This is a genomic window from Flavobacterium sp. (assembly GCF_040379285.1).
Taxonomy (GTDB): domain Bacteria; phylum Bacteroidota; class Bacteroidia; order Flavobacteriales; family Flavobacteriaceae; genus Flavobacterium.
Genome location: NZ_JBEILJ010000043.1, coordinates 1 through 21,837 on the forward strand (window position 1 = coordinate 1; position 21,837 = coordinate 21,837).

Consider the following 21,837-nt stretch of genomic DNA (forward strand, 5'->3'; position numbering starts at 1 on the left):
GTGTGCGGTTTTGCAGTTATTATTTTCAATAAAAAAAACCTCCCATTTCTGAGAGGTTTTAAGTAAGAGTCGCCCGTCCCGAAACTTCGGGAGAACCGAGTGTGCGGTTTTGCAGTTATTATTTTCAATAAAAAAAACCTCCCATTTCTGAGAGGTTTTAAGTAAGAGGCATCGCCCGGATTCGAACCGGGGTACGCGGTTTTGCAGACCGATGCCTAGCCACTCGGCCACGACGCCTTTTTATTAAGGGAAGCAAAGATAAAGTAAAAAAAAATCAATATCCAAATTCCCACCTTCAATTTGTAGCGCAAATCAAACTTATTTACTGCTAACTTCGGTATTCTTCCATGATAATGGTGACCGCTTCAACATCGCCACCAATGGGAGGATTAAGTTTGGAAACCGCCAAAATGATACGCGATACCGAGGGTATTTCTCTAAAAATACGTTCAATAATCCGTTGCGCTACATGTTCTAATAATTTTGAACGAATCGCCATTTCTTCCACTACGATGCGGTAAAGTAACACATAATCAACGGTATCGATTAACTCGTCGGTTTGTGCTGATTTTCGTAAATCGGTTTTTACTTCCAAATCTACTCGATAATCACTTCCAATTTTTGCTTCTTCCAGTAAACAACCATGAAAAGAAAACGTGCGGATGTTCTGTAATTTAATTGTTCCCATTTTATTTCGGTGCCAATTTTCAAATTGACGAATTAAACATATCTTTGCTAAAATTAAGAAATTTCTATGTCTACCGAGGAAAAATCACTCAATTTTATCGAGCAAATCATTGAAGACGATTTAAAAAACGGGTTATCAAAAGATAAACTTCGCTTTCGTTTTCCACCCGAACCCAATGGCTATTTGCATGTGGGTCATGCCAGTGCGATTTGTTTGAATTTTGGCTTAGGTTTGGACTATAATGCGCCCGTAAATTTGCGTTTTGATGATACCAATCCTTCCAAAGAGGAACAAGAATATGTCGATGCCATCAAACGCGATGTGCAATGGCTTGGATTCCAATGGGATCGCGAGTGTTATGCCTCTGATTATTTCCAACAATTGTATGATTGGTCGGTAGCATTGATCCAAAAAGGGAAAGCCTATGTAGATAGCCAAACTTCAGAAGAAATGGCCAAACAAAAAGGAACTCCCACACAACCGGGTACAGATTCTCCTTTTCGAAATCGTTCGATCGAAGAGAATTTGGACTTGTTTACACGCATGAAACAAGGTGAATTTCCAAAAGGAACCCATGTGCTTCGTGCTAAAATCGATATGACTTCCTCCAATATGTTGATGCGCGATCCGATTATTTACCGCATTATGCATGAACATCACCACCGTACAGGTAACGATTGGTGTATTTACCCAATGTATGATTGGGCGCATGGGGAAAGTGACTATTTAGAGCAAATTTCCCATTCGTTATGCACCCTAGAATTTTTGCCGCATCGCGAATTATACGATTGGTTTTTGGATCAAATTTATGATGAAACTAAAGTTCGTCCCAAACAACGTGAATTTGCCCGAAGAAATCTATCACATACCGTGGTTTCTAAACGGAAGTTACTTCAATTGGTGGAAGAAAAACACGTTTCAGGCTGGGATGATCCCCGTATGAGTACCATTTCTGGGATGCGTCGTCGCGGGTATCCACCGATGGCGATTCGTAACTTTGCCAAAACGATTGGAATTGCCAAACGCACCAATCTTATCGATGTTTCTTTATTGGAGTTTTGTGTTCGTGAAGAATTGAATAAAACTTCAGATCGCGTTATGGCTGTCCTCAATCCTGTAAAGTTGATCATTACCAATTATCCAGAAGGTCAAGAAGAATGGTTGGATGCCGAAAACAATCCAGAAGCCGATCCGATGACGTATCGTAAAGTTCCTTTTACAAAAGAGTTATATATTGAAAGAGAGGACTTTAAAGAAGGAGCCGACAAAAAGTTTTTCCGTCTTACCCTAGGAACAGAAGTGCGTTTAAAGAATGCATACATCATCAAAGGCGAAAAAGTGATTAAAGATGCCCAAGGTGAAATAACTGAAATTCACTGTACGTATGATGCCGATAGTAAATCGGGAAGTGGAACGGAAGCGAGTATGCGTAAAGTAAAAGGAACCATTCATTGGGTGTCTATTCAGCACGCTTTACCCGCAGAAGTTCGCATTTATGATCGTCTTTTTACACATGAAAACCCTGATGGCGATAAGGAAGTGGATTTTAAAACCTACATCAATCCCAATTCGTTGCAAGTGATCACCGGATATTTAGAACCGAGTCTTCATCAAGCGCAACCCGGAACGTCGTATCAATTTCAACGCTTAGGGTATTTTTGTGTCGACACCTATTCAACCCTTGAAAAATTAATTTTTAACAAAACGGTCGGCCTTCGTGACACATGGGCTAAAATTGAAAGCAAAGAATAAATTTTATGTGTAAAAACAATACAAAACCCGATACAACATCGGGTTTTCTTATTATTGGTAATTCTTATTCTTTATAAAAATAAAATCAGATATAGTTATTAAAAACCACTGAAATACATTTGATTTCCGCTTGTTTTTTAAAAGATGAATCAGATTAATTAACTACAGATGAGAAAGTGTTGTAAATCGTTTAAATTAAAGTTTTCACTCAAAAAACGCCTTTTTTTACTACGATTAACCCTGTCAAAAAAAAGAGGCCCGTAAAAGCCTCTTTTCATTCAAAATTTTATTCCGGTTGCGATGTATCGTTCGGATTGTAATCCAAGGATGTTTTATCATCACTATTTTTCAACCGTTTGTTTTGTCTTTTCATTTGCTCTCCAATTTGATTGCTGGCAGCAAAACTCGCCACCATGTTATTCAACATATCGGTTGCTGCTTGAGGTGAATTGGGTAATAGAATCAAATTAGAATTCGAATCGGCACCAATGGCTTGCAACGTATCGTAATGTTGCGTGACCACGATCAATGAAGAAGCTTCTTGTGAGTTAATGCCCACATTGTTTAAAACTTCCACACTTTCTACCAAACCTTTAGCAATTTCACGTCGTTGGTCGGCAATACCTTGACCTTGTAAACGCTTACTTTCGGCTTCGGCTTTGGCTTTGGCAACAATGCGAATACGTTGTGCTTCACTTTCAAATTCGGCAGCCACTTTTTCGCGTTCAGCGGCATTGATTCGGTTCATCGCATTTTTCACTTGGATATCAGGATCAATATCGGTAACCAATGTATTGATAATGTCGTATCCGTAGGCCATCATCGCTTCGTTTAATTCGCGTTTTACAGCAATGGCAATATCGTCTTTTCGCACAAATACATCGTCCAAAATAAGCTTCGGTACTTCGGCACGAACCACGTCAAAAACATAGGCCGTAATTTGGTCGTGCGGATACTCGAGTTTGTAAAAAGCTTCGTACACATTTTCCTGAATCACTTTAAATTGAACAGAAACTTTCATTTTTACAAACACATTGTCTTTGGTTTGTGTTTCAATAATAACATCCAATTGTTGAATACGCAGATTTACTCGACCTGCAATACGATCAATCACCGGAATCTTCAATTGAAGTCCCGAATTACGAATACTTTGGAATTTTCCAAAACGTTCAATTACTACAGAGGTTTGTTGTTTTACCGTAAAAAAACAAGCCAAGAATAAAAACAGTCCGAAGACCAACACAATAATTAAAATAGGGTCCATGAATAAATTTTTTGGATTAGACATTTGTTATACGGGAATAGTGTATGTTTGTTACATAATTCCCTTTTTCATGAAAAAAATAGTAGTGTTAGGCGCCGTTTTGTTTAGTTGTTTCACTTTTGCTCAGTATGGGTATCGCGATGGAAATCGCATTGGTATTGCCGCGGGTGTTTCCCATTGTTCGCTTTTTACTTCAAGTTTTGATGCCAAACCAGGAATAGGTTTTGCAGGTGGACTATCTGTTCGTGGTAATTATTACAACGACTGGAGTATGATTTATGGAATGCAGTTTTTTAATAGCCAATTTTCATTAGGGAAAAGCAGTCTCTCAACACGTGAAACTGAATTTAGTTTACAAGGAGTCCAAATTCGATTGTTGTTTAGTTATAATATAGTGCAAGATCATGTTTCGCTAGATTTTGGTCCCGTTCTTCAAGTCAATGGAAAATTGGCTGTGAACGCTTCCTCCAAAACAAATGTGATCAAATACGACGAAGCCTCCAAACAAGCGATTCGTGCCGAAGATATTCTGGATGTATCCAATATAGGCGGCGCTTTTTATTTGGGTTTTTCGGCGGGGAGTAAAACGGTGCGTGCTCAAGTATTTTACCAGTATGGATTTACCAATCTTTTCAACAAACTCAACAAAAATACCGATCTAACCGCTTTAAATTCCAATGAAAATTTCAAAGGAAATTTAGGCACCATCAACGGTCAAATTGTATTTAATTTATAAAAGAAAACCCCGACATTTTATCTGGGCTTTTATTATAAAGTAGCTATCGCTTTTTGGATTCGTTTTTCAACTTCTTCCTTGCCCAAAAGTTCGATAATATCAAATAAATGGGGTCCTTTCAAGGCGCCCACAAGAGATAACCGCAAGGGCTGCATAATTTTACCCATACCTATTTCATTGGCGGTCATCCATGCTTTTAATTCGTTTTCAATAGCAACCGATTCAAAAGGTTGAACTTGTGATATCACTTCAAAGGCTTGAGTTAATAGCGAAGGTGTATCTTCTTTCCAATTTTTGGATGCTTTTTCATCATACGTCTTGGGTGCCTCAAAGAAATAATCAGCCAATTCCCAAAACTCCGATACAAAGTGGGCGCGTTCCTTGATTAGCGTTACTATTCGTTCTAAATCGAATGTATACGAAACATTTCTGTGGGCTAACTCTTTGGCAAACAAATCCGCTAAAACCGAATTGGATTGGTACTGCAAATACTGATGGTTAAACCACTTATTTTTTTCAGGATCAAATTTTGCTCCCGATTTGTGTACGCGGTTTAAATCAAATTTTTGGCATAATTCGTCCAAAGAAAACAATTCTTGTTCCGTGCCGTCATTCCAACCCAATAAAGCTAAAAAGTTAACAACTGCTTCAGGAAAGAAGCCTTTTTCACGGTAGCCAGAAGAAACTTCTCCAGTTGACGGATCGGTCCAACGCAATGGAAAAACAGGGAAGCCCATTTTATCCCCATCGCGTTTTGATAATTTACCGTTTCCAATAGGTTTTAAAATCAATGGCAAATGGGCAAATTCTGGCGCTTCCCAACCAAAAGCTTTGTACAATAAATGATGCAATGGAAGCGATGGCAGCCATTCCTCTCCACGAATGACATGCGACGTTTCCATCAAATGGTCATCCACGATATTGGCCAAATGATAGGTAGGCATCCCATCACTTTTAAACAGTACTTTATCATCAAGTAGGTTGGTATCAAACTTTAAATCCCCGCGAATAATGTCATGCAATTCCAAAATTTGATCAACAGGCGTTTTAAAACGAATCACATACGCTTCCCCCGCCGCAATCCGTTTTTCAGTAGCCTCTGGAGTTAGGACAAGGGAGGTATCTAATTTTTCGCGATTATGCCAATTGTAGATAAATGTTTTCCCTTGTGCTTCGTGGTTTTTACGATGTTGGTCCAAGGATTCGGCGGTGTCAAAGGCATAGTAAGCCCATCCCGATTGAATCAATTGGTCGGCATATTGTTTGTACAATGCTTTGCGTTCACTTTGGCGGTAGGGTCCAAATTTTTCATTTTTTCCTACTGTTTCGTCAGGGGCAATCCCCAACCATTCTAACGCCTCAAAAATATAGGCTTCCGCACCAGGCACAAAACGATTTTGGTCGGTATCTTCAATACGAAGGTAGAATGTACCTTGGTATTTTTTGGCAAATAAATAGTTGAATAAAGCCGTTCGAACACCGCCAATATGAAGCGGTCCGGTGGGACTAGGGGCAAAGCGCACACGTACTGGTCGAGCCATGGTTAAATTTTTGGCAAAGATAACGCAGTTTTTCAATTCTTGACTTGGCAATTATTTAACTTTTGATGTAGCCCATTTTTTGTATTTTTAGCGGTTATTAACCCTAGATTCACTATGACCGACACATCGGCACTCATTTATCAGAAGCTGGAAGATTTTATTCGTAAGTATTACACCAATGCTTTAGTACGTGGTATGTTACTTTTTACAGGCCTTGGATTGCTTTATTTTTTATTCACGCTTTTTGTGGAGTACTTTTTATGGTTGCAACCCGGTGCTCGAACTGTTTTATTTTGGGTGTTTGTTGGGGTTGAAATTTTTCTTCTTTCGCGCTACATTCTTTTTCCGTTGTTTAAATTGTTTAAGCTACAAAAAGGAATTGATTATGCGCAAGCCTCCCAAATTATCGGAAACCATTTTCACGAAGTAGGAGATAAGCTGACCAATTTTTTACAATTGGCCAACGATTCCAAAACCTCTGAGTTACTATTGGCTTCTATCGAACAAAAAGCAGCCAATCTTCAGCCGATTCCTTTTTCCAAGGCCATTGATTTTTCGGCCAATAAAAAGTACATTCCGTTGGCGCTTATTCCTGTTTTATTGGTATTGTTCTTCATGGTTAGCGGTAAAAGCGAGGTTTTGACACAAAGCTTTAACCGTGTAGTGCATTATCAAGAACAATTCGCACCACCAGCTCCTTTTGCTTTTTTTGTGACCAACAATTCCTTGCAAACGGAACAAAATAAAGATTTTATCCTTCAGGTAGAAACCAAAGGAAAGGTTGTTCCTGAAAATGTCATGATTTTTTGGGACGACGAAAGTTATTTCATGGAAGCCACAGCTCCAGGGAAATTTCAATTTGTTATTCCGAAACCCAAGGAAAATATCGAATTTCACTTGGAAGCCAATGCGGTGCGTTCTAAAACGTATACCCTCGATGTTGTCACCGTTCCTACGATTGCCAATTTCCAAATGGTCTTGAAGTTTCCTTCTTATTTGAAAAAACCATCAACGACAATAAAAGGCACAGGAAATGCCATAGTTCCCGAAGGAACAACTGTCGTTTGGCAAATGCAAACCGTGGCTACGCAACAAGTTGTTTGGACCAATGGGTCACAAAAAGCCAATTTCGCGCGGGACAATAATTCCTTTAGTTGGGCTAAATCAATAACACAAAATACCGATTATCAGATACTTACTTCAAACGAGAAAATCCCCAATTACGAAAAACTAACGTATCGTATTGCAGTGGTATCCGATCAATATCCAACAATTTCAGTAGGTAACGCTCCCGATAGTTTAAAAGTTGAAAAAAACTTTTTGTTGGGACAAGTTAGCGATGATTACGGACTTACTAAGTTGCAGGTGGTGTATTATCCCAAAAACAAACCTGAAGCGGCCAAAAAGGCAATGCTTCCCTTGAAAAAGGATGTTTACGATCGTTTTATTTTCTCGTTCCCTGGCAATTTAAATATTGAAGCGGGAGTGCCTTACGAGTATTATTTTGAAGTATTTGACAACGACGCGTTACATAATTTTAAATCGGCCAAATCCTCCGTTTTCAGTCACCGTGAAAGCACAGAATCTGAGAAAGTAGATCAATTGTTGCAAGAACAAAACAGCACTATCAATTCGCTTGAAAAATCACTGAAAACGCAAGAAAAGCAATTTAATGAAATGGATAAATTGCAAAAACTTGGTAAAGAAAAAGAAAGCCTAGAGTTTAAAGAACAGCAAAAAGTAAATGATTTTCTTCAACGTCAGAAGAAGCAAGATGAGCTGATGAAGTCCTTTGCAGAAAAAATGAAAGAGAATTTGGAAAAAGTCAAAGCTGATAAGAAAGACGAAACCAAAGAACTCTTGAAAGACCGTTTGGAAAAGGTCGATAAGGAATTTGATAAGAATAAAAAATTATTGGAAGAATTGGAACGCCTGAATGAAAAAATTCAAAAAGAGGAGTTGTTTGAAAAGATGGACCAATTAAAACAACAGTCCAAAAACCAATCTAAAAATTTGCAACAATTGGTTGAATTAACCAAGAAGTATTATGTGGAAAAAAAGGCGGAACAGATTGCTGATAAACTCGATAAACTGAGTGAAAAGCAAGAAAAATTAGCCGACAACGAGAAGGAAAACACCACAGATAAACAAGAGGAGATTAACAAAGAATTTGACGAGCTTCAAAAAGAATTAGATGAATTACAAAAAGAGAACAAAGAGCTCAAATCACCTTTAGAATTACCCAATACCGAAGCGGGTGAGAAAAATATTGAAAAGGATTTGCAACAGGCCAAAGAACAGTTAGAAAAAAATTCCAAAGCGGGCGCTAAACCCAAACAAAAAAGTGCGGCCCAAAAAATGAAACAAATGAGTATGGATATGGGGGCTTCTATGGAGTCGGGTGAAATGGAGCAAATGGATGAGGATGTTGCGATGCTCCGTCAAATCATTGACAATCTGGTGGCGTATTCTTTTTCGCAAGAAGATGTAATGAAGCAATTCAAAGGAATGAAACGAGGCTCTCCATCGTACAATAAATACCTTAAACAGCAACAAGACCTGAAGCTGCAATTCAAACACGTAGATGACAGTCTGTTTGCCCTGTCTTTGCGCAATGCTAAAATTGCAGAAGACATCACCAAAGAAGTAGGTAATGTTCAATACAATATCGAAAAAGCAATTGCAACACTCGCCGATGCCAATGTTATGAAAGGGGCATCCCATCAACAATTTGCTGTTTCTTCCTCCAACAAATTAGCCGATATGTTGGCCAGTATACTCAACGGTATGCAGATGTCAATGTCCATGGCGGGTGCTGGAAAAGGAAAACCCAAACCTGGACAAGGTTCGGGGATGCAATTACCTGATATAATTCAAAAGCAAGAAGGTTTAGGTGAAAAAATGAAGCAGGGCATGAAGAAAGGGCAAAAACCGGGTGAGGGAAAAGAGGGAGGTCAAGGCGAGAAAGAAGGTGGTAAAGACGGTCAATCCAAGTCGGGTCAACAAGGCAATAAACCGGGACAAGGCAAACAAGGTTCTTCAGGTAAGGCGAATGGGTCGGGTCAAAATGGTCAAGGCGAAGGAGAGGAAGGCGAAGATGGCGAAGGAAATGCACGTGCTATCATGGAAATTTACAAAGAGCAACAGCAATTACGCGACGCTCTGGAAAAAGAATTAAATAAACAAGGGTTGGGCTCACAAGGTCAAAACACCCTAAACCAAATGAAAGCAATAGAAAAACAGTTGCTCAACAAAGGGTTTGACAATGAAGTTTTGCAACGCATTTTAAATGTCAAATATGAGATGCTTAAACTTCAAAAAGCCGTTCAACAACAAGGAGAGGAAAAGAAGCGACAATCAGAAACCAATTCTAAGGAATTCACCAATCCATCAACGCCCTTACCAAAGCGCTTACAAGAATATTTGAATAGTATTGAAATTTTAAATCGCCAAACCTTACCTTTGCGCGCTAATTATAACCGTAAGGTGCAAGAATATTTAAAAAGCAATGATTAGTTTTAATTATGAATCCGACTTCACCCTCGAAAACGAGTCACAATTTGAGTCTTGGATTCAAGAAATTATTCGTTCTGAACACAAATCAGAAGGGGAAATAAATTATATATTTTGTGATGATGAGTACTTATTAGAGATCAACCAAAAATACTTAGATCATGACTATTATACCGACATTATTAGCTTTGATTATTCTGTAGCAAACGAACTACACGGCGATATATTCATTTCAGCGGAACGAGTAGCTGAAAATGCACAAACCTATAATATTTCTTTTCAACAAGAATTGCTTCGTGTTATGGCCCACGGCATTCTTCATTATTGCGGTTATAAAGATAAATCCGATGACGATACGCGGCTAATGCGCCAAAAAGAGGATGAAAAAATTTCTATGTTCCACGTGGAACATAGAAATACTTAAACAATAAAAAATAATTAACGTTCCACGTGGAACATGGTGAGTTATGTTTTCAACGTATGATGTAATAGTAGTGGGTGCAGGGCATGCCGGTTGTGAAGCCGCCGCCGCCGCCGCCAACTTGGGGTCAAAAACGCTGCTTGTGACCATGAGCCTTCAAAACATTGCCCAAATGTCTTGTAATCCCGCAATGGGAGGTATTGCCAAAGGACAGATTGTGCGTGAAATTGACGCGCTTGGCGGGTATTCAGGAATAGTTTCTGATAAAACAGCTATTCAATTCAAAATGTTGAATAAGTCAAAAGGACCTGCCATGTGGTCGCCACGAGTGCAATCTGACCGAATGCGGTTTTCGGAAGAGTGGCGCTTAATGTTGGAGAACACCCCCAATTTGGACTTTTATCAAGAAATGATCCGCGGCCTTATCGTAAAGAATGGAAAAGTTATAGGGGTTCGAACCGCCTTGGGTATTGAAATTCACGCGAAAGCTGTTGTACTTACCAATGGAACCTTTTTGAATGGGTTGATTCATATTGGTGAAAAACAGTACGGTGGTGGTCGAGCAGGGGAGAGTGCCGCTACAGGTATAACAGAAGAGTTAGTCCAACTAGGATTTGAAGCGGGTCGTATGAAAACTGGAACACCTCCAAGAGTAGACGGCCGTTCGTTGGATTATTCTAAAATGCGTGAAGAACCCGGCGACGATCATCCCTACAAATTCTCCTATGCAGCCGAAACGCGACCTTTAACACATCAAAAACTTTGTCATGTAACCTACACTTCACCTGAAGTACATAGTATTTTGCGGGAAGGATTTGATCGTTCTCCGATGTTTAACGGGCGTATTCAAAGTATAGGACCCCGTTATTGTCCCTCCATTGAAGATAAAATTAACCGTTTTGCTGATAAGGATCGGCACCAATTGTTTGTTGAACCCGAGGGATGGAATACCGTTGAAGTATATGTAAACGGTTTCTCTACATCGCTACCCGAAGATGTTCAATTTAAAGCCTTGCGAACCGTTGAAGGATTTGAAAATGTAAAATTCTTCCGTCCGGGTTATGCAATTGAATACGATTATTTTCCACCTACTCAATTAAAACACACCCTTGAAACGAAATTGGTCGAGAATTTATATTTCGCGGGTCAAATCAACGGGACAACTGGGTATGAAGAAGCGGCTTCCCAAGGAATCATGGCGGGAATAAATGCCCATTTGAAAATTCATGAGCAAGACCCCATGATTTTGAAACGAGATGAAGCCTATATTGGTGTGTTAATTGATGATTTGATCACCAAAGGCACTGAAGAGCCATATCGTATGTTTACCTCCAGAGCGGAGTATCGCACGTTGCTACGTCAAGATAATGCCGATTTTCGTCTTACATCCAAAGCCTATGCCATCGGTTTGGCCGACGAAAGCCGTTATGTGCGAATGCAAGAAAAGTATTCGAAAAGTGACGCGTTGTTAGATTACTTCAAAGAAACAAGTGTTACCCCCGAAGAAGCCAATCCGATTTTGATTGAAAAAGGAAGCTCGCCGATGACCCAAACCGATCGAATGTTTAAAGTTTTCTCACGACCTCAAATCGATTTGAGTGATATTGTACGTTTTGAAAAAGTGAAAACCTATATTGAAACCCACAAGTTGGACCCTGAAATTGTAGAACAAGCCGAAATTCAATTGAAATATTCGGGCTATATTGAAAAGGAACGAAACAATGCCGAAAAACTTACCCGTTTGGAAGAAATGAAAATTCCAGACGATTTTGATTTTTATAAGGTTCATTCCTTGTCCATAGAGGCCAAACAGAAATTAACGGCCATTCGTCCCGTGACAATTTCTCAAGCTTCACGAATTAGTGGTGTGTCACCGGCCGATATTTCAATCTTATTAATTTATATGGGTCGCTAATGTTTCACGTGAAACAAAAGTTCTCAACCCTTATCAATACTCGTTTTACATGAATTTTTCAAAAGATAAATTTGTATTTAAAGTTAAAGATCATTCTGTTTCTGGTGAGGAATTTGAATTGTGGATGGATAATCAATGGGAGCTTTTAGTGACGTATCCCCAACCCACACCAGAACAACTGCCTGCTTATTATGAAAGTGCTGATTATATTTCCCACACCGATGGAAAACGAACGCTTTTTGAAAAAGCCTATCAATTTGTCAAGGGCATTGCTTTGGCGAATAAGTTACAATTGATTAATTCGTTGCATACGAAGGGAGCTATTTTGGATATTGGTGCGGGCACAGGAGATTTTTTGTTGACGTGTAAAAATGACGGTTGGCAAGTCACCGGAATCGAACCCAGTGCAAAAGCACAATCGATTGCTAAAGCCAAAGGAATCACCATGTCGGCATCACAAAACGATTTACCCGATCATTCCTTTGATGTGATTACCTTGTGGCATGTGTTGGAACACGTTCCCGATTTAGAAACACAACTCCAATCGTTAAAGCGTTTGCTCAAACCCAGGGGTACGGTGATTGTTGCAGTGCCCAATTTTAAATCCTATGACGCCCAACATTACCAATCGTTTTGGGCCGCTTATGATGTGCCGATTCATTTATGGCATTTTTCAAAAACTTCCATCGAAAAGTTATTTGCAAAGCAAGCCATGGAACTCGTAAAGGTGCTTCCCATGAAATTTGATTCCTATTATGTGAGTTTACTTTCTGAAAAGTATAAAACAGGAAAAATGAATTATATGAAGGCTTTATGGATAGGTTGGCGCTCGAATTGGAAAGCGAAACGTTCTAAACAATATTCTTCGCACATTTACGCCCTCAAAAACACTAAAAACGCTAAATAAAAGCCCCTATTCGGTTTTTTTGTTGTTCCCACAAAAGAGGTGGACGATTTATAAAACACGCTTAAAACGGCTTAAATAAAGCCATTTTTTATCAAATAATCTTATAAGCGCGGCATCAGCTATAAATTTTACTTATATTTTAATCTCATAGCAATAATGTACAATATATCGAACGAAATATTTACTTTTGAGGCCAAATGAAAAAAATAAAGAACATGAAAAAATTGTTAGTAGGAGTTGTTTTGGTGTTAGCCATGATTTCTTGCGAAAAAGCAACCGAAGCGAAAGAATTTAAAACGGCGTACATTGATACCAGTAAATTATTAGACGAATCAACAGAAGCCAATGATATCAAAGCTAAATATGAAGGAATAGCAAAAGAAAAAGGTTCGCGTATTAAAGTCGAAGTTGATCGTCTTGAAGCCGAACAAAAAAGTTTTTCTATTAATGCTCAAAAAAATGGACAAGCTTGGGCCCAACAGAAATATGGCGAACTTCAACAACGCGGGCAAGAAATTCAATATGCCGAGCAAATGTTGACGCGTCAATTGCAAGGGGAAATGGGTGTTGAAATGGATTCTTTGGTCAACAACTATCGTAAAAACATCAAAGATTACGGAAAAGAAAAAGGATACGACTATATTTATGGAACAGGCGAATCGGCTACTGTACTATACGCCAAAGACGCCTATGACATAACCAAAGAAGTGGTAAAACTTGTTAATGATAAATACAAGGCGGTAGCAAAATCAGATAAAAAAGCTACGACGGCCGAAAAATCAGATAAAAAGTAATGCATGCTACTTTAAAGATAAAGCCCTATTTTTCAGGGCTTTTTTTGTTTGTCCTCAGAAGATTTCTATCTTTGTCTTTTAGTTTATAAGCCATGGAATCATTATCAACCGAAGCACACTACGTGCTCCAATTCATCAACCAAACCAATCGATCTGTATTTTTAACGGGCAAAGCAGGGACCGGAAAGACCACCTTATTGCGTGAAATCATTTCCAAAACCTATAAAAACACTGTCGTTGTTGCCCCAACTGGAATTGCTGCTCTAAACGCTGGAGGTGTTACTATTCATTCTTTTTTTCAATTGCCTTTCTCCGCTTTTATTCCCGACTTTTCCACTCCATCAACCCAGCCCTTTTTAAAATTAGAATCCCGATCAAGCTTAAAACGTCATTTTAAATGGAATGGAACACGTTTAGCACTCCTTCGTAATCTCGAATTGTTGATTATCGATGAGGTTAGTATGCTTCGCCCTGATATTTTAGACGCTATTGATTTTGTATTGCAATCGGTTCGGCGTAATAAAAACCCATTTGGAGGTGTACAAGTACTCTTTATTGGCGATTTAATGCAGCTACCCCCCATTGTTAAAGAGGAAGAATGGACGTATTTGAAAAAGTATTACCTCGGAAAATACTTTTTTCATGCCCAAGTTTTAAAGCATTTTCCACCGCTGTATATTGAGTTGCCTAAAATTTTCAGACAATCGGATACAACTTTTATTAACCTACTTAACCAACTGAGGAACAATACAATAACCCAAAACGATCTCTCGGTTTTAGCCCCATACATTCAACCTAATTTTGAACCTGAAAACCACTTAGGCTACATTACCTTAACCACACACAACGCCAAAGCTGATCGTATGAATGCGCAAGCCTTGGCAAAAATTAGCACCGAACCGCAGGTGTATTCTGCTGAAATCATTGGTGATTTTCCTGAAAAAGCCTATCCTTTAGACCCCAATTTGATGTTAAAAGTTGGCGCACAAGTGATGTTTGTGAAAAATGATTTGTCGCTCGAAAAGCGATTTTTCAATGGTAAAATGGGTGTGGTAAAAGCCCTATCTACGCACGAAATTATTGTTGAATTTCCGGAGGAAAAAAGAACCATTGAAGTTGAAAAATACGAATGGCAAAATATCCGTTATACGCTCAATGAAAGCACCAAAGATATTGAAGAAGAAGTACTGGGAACATTTACTCATTATCCACTAAAATTAGCTTGGGCCATTACCGTGCACAAAAGCCAAGGATTAACTTTTGATAAAGCGGTTTTGGATGTTTCCGATGTGTTTTTACCCGGGCAAGCCTACGTTGCCTTTTCGCGATTACGCAGTTTACAAGGTTTAGTTTTAAAAGCACCTATCCAGTTGCAAGGCATTCAAAATGACCCCGATGTTATTGATTACGCCAGTCAAAAGTCGGAGCCCGATCAGCTTCAAGTGGTCCTGACCCAAGAAATTCAAACCTATCTCAAAAACTATGTGCTGCACGCTTTTGATTGGGACGAATGGCACCGCATCGTAAAAGCCCATCAATTGTCGTATTTGGAATTGACCGATAAATCCCCTAAGGCGGCTTTTAAATTGTGGGCACAAGAATTTGAAAGTTCTTTGTCGGCCATTAGAGTTCAAGCTCAAAAGTTTCAACTCCATTTACAGCGAATTTTCGATGGCCAATTGGATTATCCGTTTCTCAAAGAACGCCTCGATGCTGCGGTTGACTATTTTTATCCTAGCTGGGAATCCATGGTTTATGGGCTTCTTTTAAAAATAGAAGAAGTAAAAACCCTCAAAAAAGTGAAAGAATTTTATGAAGAATTACTACATTTAGAAACGATTACCCTTCAAACCATACTACAAGCATTCAAAGTGCAACAGTTCGTTAGCTTAACCCTTCAAAACCAACCTATAACCAAGGAAAACCTAGTGACCGATCGGCAAAAAGAATTTAAAAGTACCTTGCGCAAACGAGTGTTGGAGGATTTCAAGTCGTCAGGTGTTCAACCGGCAGAATTCGAAGAGGATGAACCGATTTACACACGAAAAAAATCATCTAAAGTTGCCAAAAAATCAACCTATCTGATCACTTTTGAGCTTTGGAAACAACCCCTGTCTATGGAACAAATAGCGGCCGAACGTAAACTTACCCTCAATACCATTCAAGGCCATATTGCGAAGTTAATTGAGCAAAAGGAAATTCAAGTGGAAGAAGTTTTACCCAAAGAGCGCTTTCTGGGCATTATTGAATTATTTCGACAATATCCCAACAGTACGTTATCTGAATTAAAAGAAATAGCGGGAGAAACAATCGGCTGGGAAGAATTGAAGTGGGCTAGAGCGGCTTGGATTAGCTAAGCCAGTACACGCCAATAACCGCGGGAATAAAATACAGGGTAATGTTTCTTGCTCCGTCATAATCTTTCGCCAAACGCTGTCCGATAAGCATTTCTAATAAGGCAATACAGCTAAATACAGCGCCCCAAAAGCCAAAGGTGCGTTCGCCATTGATATACAATTGCAAACAACCAATCGCAGCGAGTATGCCCGCAATTAATTCTGTAAGAAGTAAAATCCCCGTTAACAAGGGGACTTGATTCTTTAAAGGACTCTTGGCAAAGTAACTTTGCATCCCTTGAATGGTGGTTTTCCAATGAAAAACTTTTTCATGAGACGACATTAAAAAGGTAATCGCCAAAAACAACAAAACAAAAAATGAAGCAGTATTGGTCATAGTTACGAATGTTTGTGAATAAGACGCGTTAGTTTTATCGACAAATCGGTAAGCACGATTTTGGCATTTCCATTCCGTTCGATCAAATACGTCGCTTGTTCGAGTTCCTGAGCTATTTCAACAATATTATTGCCCGTAACAAAGGGCGCAAATTTTTCTAAAGCAAATCCTTGAACTTCGGGTTCCATATACACCAAATCCTTGGCTTGGTAGTTAAGTACCAAGGCTTGACGAAACATTTCCAGGCAAAACAGTAAAAACCGTTTTTGGGTCTCACGTCCTAAACTGGCAATTTCTTCACTCCAAGCAATCAAATCATGAATGGCCATAGCATTTCCCTTGGCTCGAAAAGCGGCTCTAACCCATTGTACAAACCATTGTTCAAAAGGGAGATCCTCATCCTCTTTTCGCATTAATTTCAAAGCCTTAGCATAGTTTCCCTGCGATTGATGGGCAATTTTTTTGGCGGTTGATTCGTCGCAGGATTCTTTTGAAATCAACGCCTCTTGTATCACAGCATCGGGAAGGGCGTTAAAATGTAAAACTTGACAGCGCGAACGAATGGTTTGTAATACATCTTCCTCATGTTCGGCAATCAAAAGAAATACGGTTTTATCGGTGGGCTCTTCCAATAATTTTAAGAGCTTATTGGACGCTTCAATGTTCATTTTATCTGCACACCAAATGAGCATCACTTTGTATCCCCCTTCATGAGCTTTTAACGACAACAAACGCACAATTTCATGCGCATCTTCCACGCGAATAAATCCTTGTTTGTTTTTTACATCCAATACAGCATACCAATCAAATAAGGTCCCGTAGGGGTTTTCAGTTAAAAACTCCCGCCAGTCACGCAAAAAATCTAAACTTTTTGGTTTTGATTTAACATCATCGGTAGTTACGGTAGGATAAATAAAATGCAAATCAGGATGCCCTAACTGATCAAATTTAAGTTGACAAGCCGCGCGATTGGACTCATTTGAAGTGGATTGTGGGTGACAAATAAGGTGTCGTGCATACGCAATCGCCATAGGTAATATTCCACAACCTTCAGGTCCAGTGAAAAGTTGCGCATGGGGAATACGACCCGAATCAGCACTTTTAAGTAAATGATTTTTAAGGTGTCCGTGCCCTAAAATTTCTGAAAACAACATAAGCAAATATAACTCAAATCTCGTTTTCTACTCCTTATTGTTGCCTAAAAAATACGATAAATTGTAAGAAGCAGCCTTTTAAATTGTAAGAAATAACATAAAAATAAAAATAAAAAGTTAATTTTAACGATAAAAATACACACTTTATCGACTTTTGTATATAATTTTGTCTTGTTGTTTTTCACGTTCAAAAAGCAATACATAAGTAAGTAACCATGATTCAATTGTCAACATACCTAAAAAAAATAATCCTACTGGGCATTTTATGCTCTGGGAGTCTAGGCTATGCACAATTGATGGTCCCGTTTAAATCGCGCTTTGAAAAACATTTGAAAGGCGATCTGGTAGTCATTGCTAACAACACTGTAAACCGCAGTGATTTTAACAACCATGCCAACGATGCGTATTACAACCACACCAATCAAGCGCTCTTGAACGATGAGTTTTACATGGATTACATTGACATCGACAAAGATGAAGCTACGTTTTCGTCCAGTAGTGCCGAATTGTATGTAGAAAATCCTTCAGGTAAGAAAATTGTTTTTGCGGGATTGTATTGGGCAGCTACCTACAAATATGAAGAAGGAGCACAAAAAGGATCCGAAAAATTCATCCCCGTCAATCCACAGCGCAATGCTTTTACATCAGTCTTATTTAAACTACCTGGTACAAAGCAATATACTTCAGTTCAAGGCCAATTATTGTTTGACGGCATCAACTCCAAAGCAACCCAAGACATGGCTCCCTATGCCGTTTTTGCCGATGTTACAAGTTTGGTTCAATCGGTATCCAATCCGTTTGGGGTGTATACGGTGGCCAATGTGAGAGCTACCTTAGGTACACTTTCGGGAGGTTCAGCGGCAGGCTGGTCGCTATTTGTAGTATATGAAGACGCTTCAATGTCCGAAAAATTCATTTCCTTAAATGATGGTTTTCTTTCGTTGAGTCAACAACCGGTTGATTTTACCTACATGGGATTCCATACACCGACTTCAGGTGAGGTTTGGGTGAAATTAGCTTTTGCCAATTTGGAAGGCGATAACAATTTAATTGGCGACCAAGTGTTGCTAGGCAATGCCAAAACAGGAAGTTTTTTTCCAATTACCGATTCCCGTCGGAAACCCAATAATTTTTTCAACAGTAGTATAACCCTAGAAGGGCAGTACATCATGAACCGATTTCCCGACAGTAAAAACACATTGGGGTATGACACCTGTTTGTTTTCTATTTTTAACTCCAACAATCAATTGGTGCCCAATGATGCGCGCGAGGCTACCCTACGATTATTGTCATCGGGCGATCAAAGTTTTGTCTATGTTACCGGCATGGTCGTCGATTCAGACAATCAACCAAAAGTAATCGAGAAAAAGGGACTTACGCAAGTTCCAAACAAAAACGAATACAAACTTACGGGAACACAAAGAACATTAAAATTTATCCCAGCCAATATTGATTTGTTATCCGAAAACAACGCCAAAACCACTTCTTCTTTCACCCGTTTTTGCCGTGATCAAGCCATAGAAAGTCAGAAATCAACGGATATTCAAATGCTGAAAATAACGGGCGCCGAAGCCGCGTATTATTTGGTTACTGGTATTTTCAAAACGGAAGGTGCTGCCAACGAATACTATCGTTTTTTAAAATCTAAAGGGTTTGAACCAGTTGAATTTACCAATCCGCTTAATCAATACCGGTATATTGCTATTTTAAAAACCCAAAGTCAAGAACAGGCGGTGAATAAGCTGATTAACAAAATGGAAGGAACGTATAAAGAGTGTATCCAAATTGTGGCGGTGAATAAAAATATCACCCAACTTTATACCGATGCCATTTGGAATATCAAACGCCTGGAAACGTCAAGAGTGACGCAACAAGAAGAGGAATCCGTGAAGATTCAATGGGCTACGATTCCCAATGAAGACCAAGGCTATTATATTATTGCCAATGTTTTTGCCATTTCAGAGAACACCGACAATTTCATCAACACCTTAAGGAAGAAAGGATTTCAACCTCAAAAGATGGTCAATGCTCAAAACAATTTTCAATACGTTTACTTCAAAAAGGTAGCTACTCAAAAAGAAGCTCAAGTTTGGGTGCAATCGCAAATGAATGGCCAATACCACGACAAACTCTGGGTGCTTTCTGTCAATAATAGTAACGAAACCATTACCGACAATGATCATTAACTTTATTCTTTTCGGCACCGTACTTTCGATTAAAAATCGCCGCAATATGTTCCCCGAAATGTTTAAAAAAGTTCGGAAAAAAGTACGTTTTTAAGTCTATCGTATCTACTCTTTTTGTCCGATGAAAAGCGTTAAAAAACCGACCAATGCTTTTTGTCCTTTCCCCAACGCGTTTATTTCGTTATATTTGTCACAAAATTTCTAAGTGTAGCATAATCGAATGAAAACAATTAACGACTTCAATTTTCAGGGGAAAAAAGCCTTAATTCGGGTAGATTTTAATGTTCCTTTGGACGAAAAATTCAACGTTACCGACACCAATCGTATCGAAGCGGCGCAACCCACCATTGCCAAAATTTTAGCCGATGGCGGAAGTGTAATTTTAATGTCGCATTTGGGACGACCCAAAGGAAAAGAAGCCAAGTATTCTCTCGAACACATTGTAGCCACTACGGCAAACGTATTGGGTGTTCCTGTGCAATTTGCCTCCGATTGTCGTGGAACTGTAGCGCAAGAGGCGGCCGCTCAACTTCAACCGGGTCAAGTCTTATTACTAGAAAATTTACGTTTTTACCCTGAAGAAGAAGCGGGCGATGTGGCTTTTGCACAAGAATTGGCTTCCCTTGGCGATATTTATGTAAATGATGCCTTCGGAACGGCTCATCGTGCCCACGCGTCCACAACTATTATCGCACAGTTTTTTTCTGAAGCCAAATGTTTCGGAAGTTTGCTTGCCAAAGAAATTGACAGTTTAAACCGTGTGTTAAAACAATCGGTCAAACCCGTAACGGCTGTTTTGGGAGGTTCCAAAGTTTCCTCAAAAATCACCGTTATTGAAAATATTTTAGACAAAGTCGACCACATGATTATTGGCGGCGGGATGACGTTTACCTTTATCAAAGCACTTGGTGGAAACGTAGGTGATTCTATTTGTGAAATGGACAAACTCGATTTGGCGCTCGAAATTTTACATCAAGCGAAACTCAAAAATGTACACATTCACCTTCCCGTAGATGTGGTAGCAGCCAATGCTTTTGCTAATGATGCGGCCACTCAAATTGTCGATGTTCGTCACATTCCTGACGGCTGGCAAGGGTTGGACGCCGGACCCCAATCGTTGGAGAATTTTAAATCCATCATCATGCAATCTAAAACGATTTTATGGAATGGACCTTTGGGTGTTTTTGAAATGGAACGATTTGCTAAAGGAACAATTACCTTGGGTGAATTTATTGCCGAATCAACAGCTCAAGGCGCATTCTCACTCGTGGGAGGCGGTGATTCTGTAGCGGCCGTGAAGCAGTTTGGATTGGAACCCAAAATGAGTTACGTATCCACAGGCGGCGGAGCTATGTTGGAGATGTTGGAGGGAAGAACCCTTCCTGGAATTCAAGCGATTTTGGACTAAATACCTGATTTTAACAATAAATAAGTAAATATTAACGTTATAGGGTTTAGTTTTGTAAAACCTTAAGAGGTTGATAAATACACATTTAAAATTGATCCCATGACTTTAAAAAACCGAATAGCAACGCTTTTCTTTTGTGCTTCTGCCAGCATTTTTGCGCAAGAAACACAGGCGCCTCAAGCCAAACAAGACAGCGTTGTCAAACAAGAAATTAAAGTTTCCTTTCTCGATTCGATCAAAGCAACCTTTGTACATGACGAAATGGCTTCCTGCATCGATAGCATGTGGATGAAAGAATTAACGTCATTGGATTTATACAACACCATGTTGGAAGACATCAAAAACGTTGATATTGACCAACTGGTAGACTATGAATTGCCCACAGAGTTGCTCAAAGAGCGTCTTCGTCGTTTAGATGAAAAATCACCCTTCAACATTGAATATAATCCCGGGCTTGAAAACATCATCAAGTCTTTTTTGAAAAATAGAAAAAAGCACTTCGAACGGTTGATGGGCGTTTCTCAATTTTACTTCCCCATTTTTGAAGAAGAATTGGCCAAAAACAATATTCCACTTGAAATTAAGTACCTAGCCATCGTTGAGTCTGCGTTAAATCCGTTGGCAGTTTCTCGTGTAGGCGCTACCGGGTTGTGGCAGTTTATGTACCAAACGGGAAAACAATATGGCTTGTCGATTACTACTTATGTAGACGAACGTAGCGATTCAATGAAGGCCAGTAAAGCTGCCTCGCAATACATGAAAAACATGTATCAAATTTTTGGCGATTGGGATTTGGTACTGGCGTCTTACAATTCAGGCCCTGGA

Annotated in this window: 16 protein-coding genes and 1 tRNA gene; 11 read left to right on the forward strand and 6 right to left on the reverse strand. The window is 39.3% G+C overall.

The annotated features are described in order from the left end of the window. Positions 1-166: 166 nt before the first annotated feature. Both ABWO12_RS09265 and folB read right to left on the reverse strand, forming a co-directional pair. Positions 167-237: transfer RNA gene (locus ABWO12_RS09265), tRNA-Cys, on the reverse strand. 91 nt (positions 238-328) lie between these two features. Further along, complete coding sequence (folB, locus tag ABWO12_RS09270; RefSeq protein ID WP_353088572.1) at positions 329-688, reverse strand: dihydroneopterin aldolase; 360 nt, start codon at positions 686-688, stop codon at positions 329-331. Between the two features lie 66 nt (positions 689-754). Here folB and ABWO12_RS09275 point away from each other — a divergent pair, with 66 nt between their 5' ends. Beyond that, positions 755-2,440: a glutamine--tRNA ligase/YqeY domain fusion protein gene (locus tag ABWO12_RS09275; RefSeq protein WP_353088573.1), complete on the forward strand. Its 1,686-nt coding sequence runs from the start codon at positions 755-757 to the stop codon at positions 2,438-2,440. A 286-nt stretch (positions 2,441-2,726) separates the two neighbouring features. Here the strand turns inward: ABWO12_RS09275 and ABWO12_RS09280 are convergent, their stop codons facing one another. Further along, entirely contained in the window at positions 2,727-3,704 is a 978-nt protein-coding gene (locus tag ABWO12_RS09280) for an SPFH domain-containing protein (RefSeq protein ID WP_297517993.1), read from the reverse strand. A gap of 70 nt (positions 3,705-3,774) precedes the next feature. Here ABWO12_RS09280 and ABWO12_RS09285 point away from each other — a divergent pair, with 70 nt between their 5' ends. Beyond that, complete coding sequence (locus ABWO12_RS09285) at positions 3,775-4,440, forward strand: hypothetical protein (RefSeq protein ID WP_353088574.1); 666 nt, start codon at positions 3,775-3,777, stop codon at positions 4,438-4,440. Positions 4,441-4,472: 32 nt separating this feature from the next. Here ABWO12_RS09285 and gltX read toward each other — a convergent pair whose 3' ends face one another. Continuing rightward, the gene (gltX, locus tag ABWO12_RS09290; RefSeq protein ID WP_353088576.1) at positions 4,473-5,981 is read right to left on the reverse strand and encodes a glutamate--tRNA ligase; all 1,509 of its coding nucleotides are present in this window, start codon (positions 5,979-5,981) and stop codon (positions 4,473-4,475) included. Between the two features lie 114 nt (positions 5,982-6,095). Here gltX and ABWO12_RS09295 point away from each other — a divergent pair, with 114 nt between their 5' ends. From ABWO12_RS09295 to ABWO12_RS09320, 6 genes are all read left to right on the forward strand, one after another. Beyond that, the gene (locus ABWO12_RS09295) at positions 6,096-9,497 is read left to right on the forward strand and encodes a coiled-coil domain-containing protein (RefSeq protein ID WP_353088577.1); all 3,402 of its coding nucleotides are present in this window, start codon (positions 6,096-6,098) and stop codon (positions 9,495-9,497) included. Further along, complete coding sequence (gene ybeY, locus ABWO12_RS09300; RefSeq protein WP_353088579.1) at positions 9,490-9,918, forward strand: rRNA maturation RNase YbeY; 429 nt, start codon at positions 9,490-9,492, stop codon at positions 9,916-9,918. Before ABWO12_RS09295 ends, ybeY begins: the two co-directional genes overlap by 8 nt. 43 nt (positions 9,919-9,961) lie before the next feature. Further along, on the forward strand, positions 9,962-11,830 hold the full coding sequence (gene mnmG / locus ABWO12_RS09305; protein WP_353088581.1) for a tRNA uridine-5-carboxymethylaminomethyl(34) synthesis enzyme MnmG: 1,869 nt from the start codon (positions 9,962-9,964) through the stop codon (positions 11,828-11,830). 49 nt (positions 11,831-11,879) lie between these two features. Further along, on the forward strand, positions 11,880-12,737 hold the full coding sequence (locus ABWO12_RS09310) for a class I SAM-dependent methyltransferase (RefSeq protein ID WP_353088583.1): 858 nt from the start codon (positions 11,880-11,882) through the stop codon (positions 12,735-12,737). Positions 12,738-12,952: 215 nt separating this feature from the next. Further along, on the forward strand, positions 12,953-13,531 hold the full coding sequence (locus ABWO12_RS09315) for an OmpH/Skp family outer membrane protein (RefSeq protein WP_353088585.1): 579 nt from the start codon (positions 12,953-12,955) through the stop codon (positions 13,529-13,531). A gap of 92 nt (positions 13,532-13,623) precedes the next feature. Further along, positions 13,624-15,888 carry a helix-turn-helix domain-containing protein gene (locus tag ABWO12_RS09320; protein WP_353088586.1) on the forward strand — a complete coding sequence of 755 codons (2,265 nt, stop codon included), beginning with the start codon at positions 13,624-13,626 and terminating at the stop codon, positions 15,886-15,888. Here ABWO12_RS09320 and ABWO12_RS09325 read toward each other — a convergent pair. Then, complete coding sequence (locus ABWO12_RS09325; protein WP_353088587.1) at positions 15,881-16,264, reverse strand: DoxX family membrane protein; 384 nt, start codon at positions 16,262-16,264, stop codon at positions 15,881-15,883. The genes ABWO12_RS09320 and ABWO12_RS09325 overlap by 8 nt on opposite strands. Positions 16,265-16,266: 2 nt before the next feature. Continuing rightward, positions 16,267-17,418 carry a DNA polymerase III subunit gene (locus tag ABWO12_RS09330; RefSeq protein WP_353088588.1) on the reverse strand — a complete coding sequence of 384 codons (1,152 nt, stop codon included), beginning with the start codon at positions 17,416-17,418 and terminating at the stop codon, positions 16,267-16,269. A gap of 215 nt (positions 17,419-17,633) precedes the next feature. On the opposite strand from ABWO12_RS09330, the gene ABWO12_RS09335 reads away from it, so the two are divergent. From ABWO12_RS09335 to ABWO12_RS09345, 3 genes are all read left to right on the forward strand, one after another. Next, positions 17,634-19,604: a hypothetical protein gene (locus tag ABWO12_RS09335; protein ID WP_353088589.1), complete on the forward strand. Its 1,971-nt coding sequence runs from the start codon at positions 17,634-17,636 to the stop codon at positions 19,602-19,604. 220 nt (positions 19,605-19,824) lie between these two features. Further along, on the forward strand, positions 19,825-21,012 hold the full coding sequence (locus ABWO12_RS09340) for a phosphoglycerate kinase (RefSeq protein ID WP_353088590.1): 1,188 nt from the start codon (positions 19,825-19,827) through the stop codon (positions 21,010-21,012). 99 nt (positions 21,013-21,111) lie between these two features. Further along, positions 21,112-21,837, forward strand: a 726-nt coding sequence (locus tag ABWO12_RS09345; protein WP_353088591.1) for a lytic transglycosylase domain-containing protein, incomplete at its 3' end; no start/stop codon positions are given.

What these genes read in the sequence shown, in the direction of transcription:
- folB (WP_353088572.1), bottom strand. Translation starts at nt 688, where the DNA reads ATGGGAACAATTAAATTACAGAACATCCGCACGTTTTCTTTTCATGGT.
- ABWO12_RS09275 (WP_353088573.1), top strand. Translation starts at nt 755, where the DNA reads ATGTCTACCGAGGAAAAATCACTCAATTTTATCGAGCAAATCATTGAA.
- ABWO12_RS09280 (WP_297517993.1), bottom strand. Translation starts at nt 3,704, where the DNA reads ATGGACCCTATTTTAATTATTGTGTTGGTCTTCGGACTGTTTTTATTC.
- ABWO12_RS09285 (WP_353088574.1), top strand. Translation starts at nt 3,775, where the DNA reads ATGAAAAAAATAGTAGTGTTAGGCGCCGTTTTGTTTAGTTGTTTCACT.
- gltX (WP_353088576.1), bottom strand. Translation starts at nt 5,981, where the DNA reads ATGGCTCGACCAGTACGTGTGCGCTTTGCCCCTAGTCCCACCGGACCG.
- ABWO12_RS09295 (WP_353088577.1), top strand. Translation starts at nt 6,096, where the DNA reads ATGACCGACACATCGGCACTCATTTATCAGAAGCTGGAAGATTTTATT.
- ybeY (WP_353088579.1), top strand. Translation starts at nt 9,490, where the DNA reads ATGATTAGTTTTAATTATGAATCCGACTTCACCCTCGAAAACGAGTCA.
- mnmG (WP_353088581.1), top strand. Translation starts at nt 9,962, where the DNA reads ATGTTTTCAACGTATGATGTAATAGTAGTGGGTGCAGGGCATGCCGGT.
- ABWO12_RS09310 (WP_353088583.1), top strand. Translation starts at nt 11,880, where the DNA reads ATGAATTTTTCAAAAGATAAATTTGTATTTAAAGTTAAAGATCATTCT.
- ABWO12_RS09315 (WP_353088585.1), top strand. Translation starts at nt 12,953, where the DNA reads ATGAAAAAATTGTTAGTAGGAGTTGTTTTGGTGTTAGCCATGATTTCT.
- ABWO12_RS09320 (WP_353088586.1), top strand. Translation starts at nt 13,624, where the DNA reads ATGGAATCATTATCAACCGAAGCACACTACGTGCTCCAATTCATCAAC.
- ABWO12_RS09325 (WP_353088587.1), bottom strand. Translation starts at nt 16,264, where the DNA reads ATGACCAATACTGCTTCATTTTTTGTTTTGTTGTTTTTGGCGATTACC.
- ABWO12_RS09330 (WP_353088588.1), bottom strand. Translation starts at nt 17,418, where the DNA reads ATGTTGTTTTCAGAAATTTTAGGGCACGGACACCTTAAAAATCATTTA.
- ABWO12_RS09335 (WP_353088589.1), top strand. Translation starts at nt 17,634, where the DNA reads ATGATTCAATTGTCAACATACCTAAAAAAAATAATCCTACTGGGCATT.
- ABWO12_RS09340 (WP_353088590.1), top strand. Translation starts at nt 19,825, where the DNA reads ATGAAAACAATTAACGACTTCAATTTTCAGGGGAAAAAAGCCTTAATT.